The sequence below is a fragment of the Pseudomonas sp. 39004 genome (genome assembly GCF_028682155.1).
In the GTDB taxonomy this organism is placed as follows: Bacteria; Pseudomonadota; Gammaproteobacteria; order Pseudomonadales; family Pseudomonadaceae; genus Aquipseudomonas; species Aquipseudomonas capeferrum.
The window spans coordinates 1-6679 of the sequence record NZ_JANIAG010000242.1 but is presented as its reverse complement, the minus strand read 5'-3'; the positions used below and the strand labels follow the sequence as shown (position 1 = coordinate 6679).

At 63.8% G+C, this 6679-nt stretch carries 6 protein-coding genes; 1 reads left to right on the top strand and 5 read right to left on the bottom strand.

Going from position 1 to position 6679, the window contains the following annotated elements; genetic code table 11:
* Positions 1-1058: ABC transporter substrate-binding protein (locus NP534_RS25065; protein ID WP_274100491.1), on the bottom strand; the 1058-nt coding region annotated here is incomplete at its 3' end.
* 328 nt (positions 1059-1386) lie between these two features.
* Between NP534_RS25065 and NP534_RS25060 the strand changes: the two genes are divergently transcribed.
* A complete protein-coding gene (locus NP534_RS25060; protein WP_274100490.1) occupies positions 1387-2100 on the top strand; it encodes a UTRA domain-containing protein in 714 nt (237 codons plus the stop codon).
* 8 nt (positions 2101-2108) lie between these two features.
* Here the strand turns inward: NP534_RS25060 and NP534_RS25055 are convergent, their stop codons facing one another.
* The 4 genes from NP534_RS25055 to NP534_RS25040 form a co-directional block, all read right to left on the bottom strand.
* Positions 2109-4262, bottom strand: a complete 2154-nt coding sequence (locus NP534_RS25055; RefSeq protein ID WP_274100489.1) for a mechanosensitive ion channel family protein — start codon at positions 4260-4262, stop codon at positions 2109-2111.
* A gap of 44 nt (positions 4263-4306) precedes the next feature.
* Positions 4307-4474, bottom strand: coding sequence for a hypothetical protein (locus tag NP534_RS25050; RefSeq protein WP_167334464.1), 168 nt, complete (start codon positions 4472-4474; stop codon positions 4307-4309).
* A gap of 144 nt (positions 4475-4618) precedes the next feature.
* On the bottom strand, positions 4619-5908 hold the full coding sequence (locus NP534_RS25045; protein ID WP_274100488.1) for a M18 family aminopeptidase: 1290 nt from the start codon (positions 5906-5908) through the stop codon (positions 4619-4621).
* Positions 5909-5996: 88 nt separating this feature from the next.
* Entirely contained in the window at positions 5997-6632 is a 636-nt protein-coding gene (locus NP534_RS25040) for an RluA family pseudouridine synthase (protein WP_033700735.1), read from the bottom strand.
* Between the last annotated feature and the right edge of the window lie 47 nt (positions 6633-6679).

The following is a 6679-nucleotide window of genomic DNA, read 5'->3' as shown; positions in this document are numbered from 1 at the left end:
ATCTCGATGATCACTTGCTCGTTCCACATCTGCGGCAGCTTCTTCGAGGTCGCTTCCCAGACTGCGGCATCCTTGATCGGCTGCGCAGCCCCGTACTGGTCGTTGGGCAGCAGCTTGGCCTGCACATCAGCCGGCAACTTCAGGTGCTCGGCGCGGATCGGCCGGGCGTGGCCGATGGCCAGGTTGGTCTGCCCTGCATCACTGAAGATGTACTCACGCGCAAGCTTGGCCGCGTTAGGGTGCTTGGCGTACTTGTTGATGATGGTGGTATAGCCCGACGTGACCGAGCCGTCCGACGGGATCAGCACCTCGAAGCGTTTGGGGTCGATCTGATCACGGTAGCTCAGGCCATTGAAGTCCCACACCACGCCGACTTCCACTTCGCCCTTCTCCAGGGTCTGAATAGTCGGGTTGGCCAGTGACAGGCGCTTCTGCTGGGCCAGTTTGGTGAACAGCTGCAGGCCCGGCGCGATATTGGCTTCGTCACCCTTGTAGGCGATGGCAGCGGCGAGTACGCCGTTAGCGGCCTGGGCAGCGGTGCCGACGTCGCCGATGGCGACCTTGTACTTGCCTTTTTCCAGGTCATGCCAGGTTTTCGGACGTTCCTCTTCCTTCACCAGGTCTTTGTTGATGATGAACGCGATGGTGCCGGTATAGGCCAGCGCCCAGTGCCCGTCCTTGTCCTTGGCCCACTCCGGCACCTGGTCCCAGGTGCTCGGCTTGTATGGCTGGCTCACGCCCTGGGTCACCGCAATCGGCCCGAAGGCGGCGCCAACGTCGCCGATGTCGGCGCTGGCGTTGTCCTTCTCGGCAGCGAACTTGGCGAGCTCCTGGGCCGAGCTCATGTCGGTGTCGCTGTGCTTGAGGCCATACTTGCTGGCCAGGTCTTCCCAGGTGCCTTTCCAGTTGGCCCACGCATCGGGCATGCCCACGCTGTTGACGGTGCCTTCCTTGCGGGCGGCGTCTTCCAGGGCCTTGAGGTCGGTGTCGGCGGCCATGGCCGTGGTACACAAGGCGATGGCCGAACCGAGCAGTGACGCCATGAAGAACTTTTTCATCCGAAGCTCCTTGGGTGGGTGCCGTTTGCGATTGTTGTCATGAATGAAGCTGTTACTGGCGACCTTTGGTCTAGGTCAGCAAACCTTGAGCCAAGGTAAGTCGCTTGCGTGACAGTTTGATGTAGGGAGAGGCCTGAAGCGGTGGCTCCGGTTGCCTGAAAATACAGCGTAGACCAGATCCCAAGCCCTGATTTGCCTGGCTTGGCCCGATTCTGGCAAAGCCCTTGTGGCGCCTTTGTCACAGGATGTTCATCAGCCCTGCCTAGGCTTGCACTACGCTCCAGATGCCCTGTCATGGGGCTGGACTAGTCCAGATAGGTAACCTTTGATGCAGCCAATGCCACCGCGTGCGGTAACAGCCATCTGCCACGCCCTGCAGGAGCAGATCGAACACGGCCTGCTGGCGCCGGGGGGCAAGCTGCCGGCCGAACGCAAGCTCAGCGAGGTGTTCGACACCACCCGCATCACCTTGCGTGAGGCCTTGGCGCAGCTGGAAGCCCAGGGGCTGATCTATCGGGAAGAGCGCCGTGGCTGGTTCGTCGCGCCCCAGCGGCTGACCTATGACCTGATCGAGCGTAGCCACTTTCATGCCATGGTGCGTGATCAGGGGCGGGTACCGAGTACCGAGTTGCTGTCGGCGCGGCTGCAGCCTGCCTCGGCCATTGTCTGCGCACGGCTGCGCATGCCGGCGTTGTCCAGTGTGGTGCGTATCTGCCGGTTGCGGCGTATCGACGGGCGGGCGGTGCTGTATGCCGAGCATTACCTCAACCCCGCGTACTTCCCAGGGGTTCTCGAGCAGGACCTGGCCCAGTCACTGACCGAGATCTATGGGCGGGTCTATGGCATTGGTTACGGGCAGGTGTGTTTCGAGATCTTGCCCACGGCGTTACCGGTGGACGCAGCAGCAGCGCTGAAGGTGTCGGTCGGCAGCCCTGGGTTGCATATCACCCGGGTCAACAGCGACCAGCATGGGCATCTGATCGACTGTGACCTCGAGTATTGGCGGCATGATGCGATTCGCATTCGTGCCCAGGCCGGTTGAGGGGGATGCTAGCTGGACGAACCGGCTTCGCTCATGCCGCCACCGCCCGCCGTCACCACCTGCACCGACAACCGCGGCGTTGCCAGGTCCAGCCCGGCCTCATCCAGCTGGCGCTTCAACGCCAGGTTGAACGCCCGCGACACTTCCCACTGCTTGATCGGCGCGGTCTTGAAGTGTGCCCGCAAGATCGCCGAGCCCGACTCGAAGCTCTCTACCCCCTGCAGTTCCAGCGGCGACCAGATATTGCGGCGCATCAACGGGTCGTTACGCAGCTTCTGCCCCACCTCGCGGATCAGTGTGATCGCCTGGTCGATGTTCATGCTGTGCGGAATCGCCACGCGGAAGATCGCGTAGCCGAACTCCCGCGAGTAGTTCTTGATGCTCTTGATCTCGCTGAACGGGATGGTGTGCACGATGCCGTCGATGTCGCGCAGGCGCACGGTGCGAATGGTCAGGCCCTCGACCGTGCCCAGGTGCCCGCCGACATCCACGTAGTCGTCGATGGCCAGCGAATCCTCGATGATGATGAACAACCCGGTGATCAGGTCGGCCACCAGTGACTGCGCGCCAAAACCGATGGCCAAGCCGATCACACCGGCACCGGCCAGCAGCGGGGTAACGTTCATGCCCATGTTGGCCAGGGCGACGATTACCGCGATGATGAAGATGGCCACGAACATCACGTTGCGGATCAGCGGCATCATGGTTTGCGCGCGGGCGTTGGCCAGCCCGCGGCGCGAGCGTACCAGCGCATGGTGCACGGCCGTGTCGGCCAGGATCCACACCAGCCAGGCGGCAATCAATGTGCCGGCCAGGCCCAGCAGGCGCAGGCTCACTTCATGGCCGTCGCCCTCGGCGAAGCTGATCATCGACAGCCCCCACACGCGCAGCCCCAGTTCGATGAACAGCAGCCAGATGAACAGGTGCACCAGCGCGTAGGCGAAGTTGCGCAGGCGCTCGGTGTACACCGCCTGGCGCTTGTTGGCGCGCTTGGGGTTGGCGGCGTGGCGACGCACCAGGCCGTTGAGCACCATGCACACCACCACCAGTACCGTGCACATCAGCGACTGGCGCAGGGCGGTGCTGGTGTCGCCGGCCGAGATGAAGGTGGCGAACAGTGAAATGGCCACCAGGATCATCGCCGGCACGAACCAGAAGCTGCCGAGAATCTCGATGGTGTCGCTCAGGGTGCGTCGGGTCAGGCGCCGGTCCAACGGTTGGTTGCGGATCAGGTGGGCGATCGGGCGGCGGAACCGCAGAATGAACAGCCCGGTGCAGATCGCTGCGATGACGTTGGCCAGGGTTGCCAGGGCGTGTGCCAGGTGCGTGCCGAGGGCAACGGTCATGCGCGGGTCGCTCATGGCTTCGCCGAAGGCGGCAAAGCTGCCGATCAGCCACAGCGGGCGGAAAGCCTGGTGCCGCAGGATGTGCAGGGCGCGGTGGCGATGGGGGCCGTCGAGCAGCGAGAAGGCGATCACGCAGATGGCCGAGAAGCAGGTGCCCACCACCAGCGCGTACGCCAGCACCATGGCCATGGACTTGCCCAGCGAGGAGGGCAGGGCAAAGCTCAAGTATACGGTGAACACCAGGGCCACCAGCCAAGGCCCGAGTTTGCGCAGGGCAAAACGCACCAGGTCCCAGGTCCGAGGGTGCTGGGGCAGTTCTTCGGTGAGGCCGAAGCGTAGCCGTACCCGGTGGCCGACCCAGTTGAAGGCATACGCCAGCAGGCTCCACACGGCGATGATCGCGGCAAAACCGAACAGGATCGCCGGCCATTGGTGCACCGGCACCATCAGTTCGGTCAGTTCCGTCTGGGCCTGGTCGATTTCCATCGACCAGCGGTGGAAGGGGCTGGCGTCGCCGCTGAACTGCCGTTCGAAATCATGCAGCGCACCGCCGATCAGGCCTAATACGCCTTGTTCGACGGTGGGTTGCGATTGCTGGGTGGCGTCGCGCAGTTTTTTCAGGTCGGCCAGCAGCTTGGCGCGCTGCTGGTCGTTTTCCAGGTTCTTGATCACCTCGTCCAGCGACTTGCCCAGCGGCTCGGTGGCCGCAGGCTGGGAAGGCGTACCGGCGCCGAGCAGGCTCGGCAGGCCGGCGGCCTGAACTGGGGAGATGAGCAGAAACAGCAGCAGGGTCAGGTAACGCAGGAGGGCAGGCACCGGGAAATCTACCTCAGGTCAAACGATTGACCGAGTGTAGAGGTTTATGTGGGCAGTTTCTCCAGGATCTTCCAGCAGGTGAGGCCGAAGATGCCCAGCGTGCCGATCCACATCATCAGCACCCCGATGTTGCGCTCGCGCAGGCTGAAGCCGATGGTCAGCAGCAGCAGGAACAGGAACACCGGCACGAACAGGGACAAGAAGGGGGACATGGACAGCAATCCTTTTGCAGTGGGGCCATGTAACAAGCATAGCGGTTAGCAGGCGAAGCGGGTTGATCCGAGGCAGTAGCAAGACCTGTTTCGGCTTCTTCGCGGGCTTGTGCCGCGAAGAAGCCGTCAGTTACACCCTGACTCTCACGGCAGCTCGCGGCTGCGATAGAACGCGGTCAGCACCTTCACCAGGTGCGCCAGGTCGTGGCTGCCGCACAACTCGCGGATCGAGTGCATGGCAAAGGTCGGCAAGCCGATATCGACCGTGCGCACGCCCAGGTGGCTGGCGGTGATCGGACCGATGGTCGAGCCGCACCCCATGTCGCTGCGCACCACGAAGCTCTGCACCGGCACTTCCTCGGCCATGCACAGGTGGCGGAAGAACCCGGCGGTTTCGCTGTTGGTGGCGTAGCGCTGGTTGTTGTTGACCTTGATCACCGGCCCTGCGTTGAGCTTGGGCCCGTGGTTGCCGTCGTGCCGGTCGGCGTAGTTGGGGTGCACGCCATGGGCGTTGTCGGCCGAGACCATCAGCGAGCGCTGAATGGTGCGCACATAGGTGTCGCCTTCGGGCAGCAGGCGTTGCAGGGTCTGCTCCAGCATCGGGCCGTCGGCGCCGCAGGCCGAGCACGAGCCGACCTCTTCGTGGTCATTGCACACCAGCACGCAGGTCTCGTCGCTGTCGGCGGCCAGCAGTGCCTGCAGGCCGGCATAGCATGACAGCAGGTTGTCCAGGCGGGCACCGGCGATGAAGTCACGGTTGATGCCGATCAGCGCGGCATCCTGGGTGTCGTAGAAACTCAGCTCGTAGTCCAGTACCACGTCGGCATTGAGCTCGTGCTCGCGGGCCAACTGCTCGGTGAGCAGGGCGCGGAAGTCGATGCGCTCATCGCCGGCGACCTGGGCCAGGATCGGTGGCAGTTCGTTCTGCGGGTTGATCGGCCAGCCTTCGTTGGCGGTGCGGTTGAGGTGGATCGCCAGGTTGGGGATGACCGCGATGGGCAGCTTGAAGTCGATGAGCTGGCTCTCGACCTTGCCGTCACGGCGGAACGTGACCCGCCCTGCCAGGGACAGGTCGCGGTCGAACCAGGGCGCCAACAGCGCACCGCCGTATACCTCGACGCCCAGCTGCAGGAAGCCTTGGCGCTGCAGTTCGGGTTGTGGCTTGACCCGCAGGCACGGGCTGTCGGTGTGGGCGCCGACCATGCGGATACCGCTCAGCAGGGGCGCTTGCTTGCCCAGTTTGATGGCGATGATCGAGGAGTCGTTGCGGGTGACGTAATACCGACCGCCAGGCACCGTGGCCCAGCTGTCGCGCTCGTCCAGGCGCTGGTAGCCGGCAGCCTCGAGGCGCAGGGCCAGGCTGGCAGTGGCGTGGAAGGGCGTGGGGGAGGCCTTGAGGAAATCGATCAGGCCAGTGTTCAGTGCTTCGCGCATAACTCACTCCAGACAGCAGTGGCGCGAGTTTAACGCAGATAGATCACAAATTGTGTCGGGCCCGTCGCGGGCAAGCCCGCGAAGGTCATCAGAAGGGTGCCGGGCACTCGAACTTCAGCCGCTCCCCGGAAACCGGGTGGGTAAAGCTCAACATCGCGGCATGCAGGCACAAGCGCTCATGCGCTGCCAGGGCCTCAGGGTTGGCGTACAAGCGGTCGCCCAGCAGCGGGTGGCCGATCGACAGCATGTGCACGCGCAACTGGTGCGAACGCCCGGTAATCGGGGTCAGCTCGACCCGGCAGTAATCGCCGCAGCGTTCCAGGATGCGCCAGAAGGTCAGGGCATGCTTGCCCTGCTCGTGGTCCACTACATGCCGAGGCTTGGTCGGCGGGTCGTAGCGCAGGGGCAGGTCGATGCTGCCGCTGTCCAGCGCCGGCTGGCCCCAGCACAGGGCGGTATAGGCCTTTTCGGTTTCGCGGTCGTGGAACTGGCGCGACAACTCGCGGTGGCTGTCGGCATCGCGGGCCAGCAGGATGATGCCGGAGGTTTCCCAGTCCAGACGGTGCACGATCAGCGCATCGGGGTAGCCGTTTTGCTGCAGGCGGGTGATCAGGCAGTCTTTGTTGTCGTCGGCACGGCCGGGTACCGACAGCAGCAGGGTTGGCTTGTTGACCACCAGGATGGCGGCGTCTTCGTGGAGGATCTGGACGTTTGACAGCGGCATTGCGTGGTCTCGGTTGAATCAGGGGGAAAAAAGCGGGGCCGCTTTGC

Excerpts from the sequence above, each read along its gene's own strand:
- NP534_RS25060 (WP_274100490.1), top strand. The coding sequence starts at position 1,387 with ATGCAGCCAATGCCACCGCGTGCGGTAACAGCCATCTGCCACGCCCTG.
- NP534_RS25050 (WP_167334464.1), bottom strand. The coding sequence starts at position 4,474 with ATGTCCCCCTTCTTGTCCCTGTTCGTGCCGGTGTTCCTGTTCCTGCTG.
- NP534_RS25045 (WP_274100488.1), bottom strand. The coding sequence starts at position 5,908 with ATGCGCGAAGCACTGAACACTGGCCTGATCGATTTCCTCAAGGCCTCC.
- NP534_RS25040 (WP_033700735.1), bottom strand. The coding sequence starts at position 6,632 with ATGCCGCTGTCAAACGTCCAGATCCTCCACGAAGACGCCGCCATCCTG.